Genomic DNA, 508 nt, shown 5'->3' on the forward strand with positions numbered 1-508 from the left:
GAGGACGCTTACCACTTTGTGGTTCATGACTGGGGTGAAGTCGTAACAAGGTAGCCCTAGGGGAACCTGGGGCTGGATCACCTCCTTACGAAAAGATTATTTTGATGAGTACCCACACAGATTGATTAGGTTTAAAAGAAGTTAAGAGTTTTAATGTTGGGTCTGTAGCTCAGCTGGTTAGAGCGCTCGCCTGATAAGCGGGAGGTCGGTGGTTCAAGTCCACTCAGACCCACCAATTTTCCTCCAGAGAATTTTGGTCGACATTATATTCGATGGGGTTATAGCTCAGCTGGGAGAGCGCCTGCCTTGCACGCAGGAGGTCTGCGGTTCGATCCCGCATAGCTCCACCATCTTTAAGTGTTTTCATTGAAAATATTTAAAAATGGTTACATCGAAAGATTTAACTTGCTCTTTAACAATTTGGAAAGCTGACTGAATAAATAACCAAGGTTATTTGTTCAAATAAAAGTTCTCAAATCTTATTTCTTCGGAAATAAGTAAACAACAC

At 42.5% G+C, this 508-nt stretch carries 2 tRNA genes and 1 rRNA gene; all 3 read left to right on the forward strand.

The features are described 5' to 3' along the window. Positions 1-88, forward strand: a 16S ribosomal RNA gene (locus HC725_RS16590); the annotation flags it as partial. A 70-nt stretch (positions 89-158) separates the two neighbouring features. Beyond that, a tRNA-Ile gene (locus HC725_RS16595) sits at positions 159-235 on the forward strand. A 39-nt stretch (positions 236-274) separates the two neighbouring features. Next, a tRNA-Ala gene (locus HC725_RS16600) sits at positions 275-350 on the forward strand. The last annotated feature ends 158 nt before the right edge of the window (positions 351-508 follow it).

The sequence above is a fragment of the Vibrio sp. S17_S38 genome (assembly GCF_014694375.1).
Taxonomy (GTDB): domain Bacteria; phylum Pseudomonadota; class Gammaproteobacteria; order Enterobacterales; family Vibrionaceae; genus Vibrio.